Below are 1,125 nucleotides of genomic sequence, written 5' to 3' on the forward strand. Positions count from 1 at the left end.
AGGCGACGCCGCAGAAGAACAAGTTCCGCGACGGCTACTACGACATGGAAGTGTTCGAGCGCACCGACCTTGGCATCCAATACCTGGTCGAGGCCAACGACTCGGACGAGGTCGCCGAGACCTACCGCAAGAAGGGCTTCAACTTCCCGAAGTACGGCGACGTCAACAGCTACTTCATTGCCTTCAACATGCTGGACCCGGTCATTGGCTGGGGCGAGAACGAAGGCCAGCGCGAGCGCAACCGCAAGCTGCGCCAGGCGATCACGATCGCGATCGATTGGGACGAGTACTCCAAGGTCTTCCCAAAGAAGGCCGGCGCGACTGCGATGAGCCTGTTGCCCGAGGGCATTCCTGGTTCGCGCGAAGGCACGCCTGAAGGCGTGAACCCGATGACCCACAAGCTGGTCAACGGCAAGTCCGTGCGTCGCCCGATCGAAGACGCCTTGAAGCTGATGGAAGAGGCCGGCTATCCGGATGGCCGTGACGTCAAGAGCGGCAAGCCGCTGGTGATCAACTACGACTTCTACGCCCCGCCGACGCCCGAGCGCAAGCCTGAAATCGACTGGGTGGTCAAGCAATTCGCCAAGCTGGGCATCCAGCTCGAAGTGCGCGCGACCGACAACAACCAGTTCCAGGACAAGGTTCGCAAGGGCAAGCACCAAGTCTTCTGGACCGGCTGGAACGCCGACTACCCGGACGCAGAGAACTTCCTGTTCCTGTTCTATGGCCCGAACTCGAAGAGCGTTTCGGACGGCGAGAACGTTGCGAACTACCAGAACCCTGAGTTCGACAAGCTGTTCACTCAGCTGAAGATGATGGACGACGGCCCCGCGAAGCAGGAGATCGTCGACAAGATGAATGACATCCTGCGCCGTGACTCGCCCTTGTCCTTCGGCTTCTACCCCTATGCCTCGGCAGCGGTGCAGAAATGGGTCACCAATTCGAAGCCCGCCATCCTGGTGCGCGACCATGGCCGTTACCTGAAGCTGAACAGTGCCGAGCGCACCGCCAGCCTGGCCGAATGGAACCGGCCGGTGTGGTGGCCGTTGACCTTGCTCGTCGCGGTGATCGCGGCGGGTGTGCTGATCGCCCGCAACAGCCTGCRCCGCCGCGAACGCATGAATG

At 61.4% G+C, this 1,125-nt stretch carries 1 protein-coding gene; it reads left to right on the forward strand.

Features of this window, described 5'->3' with window-relative positions:
• The coding region (locus AC1DYI_RS36440; protein WP_477208955.1) for an ABC transporter substrate-binding protein at positions 1–1,125 on the forward strand (1,125 nt) is incomplete at both ends.

The sequence above is a fragment of the Ideonella sp. P3_A4 genome (assembly GCF_056403075.1).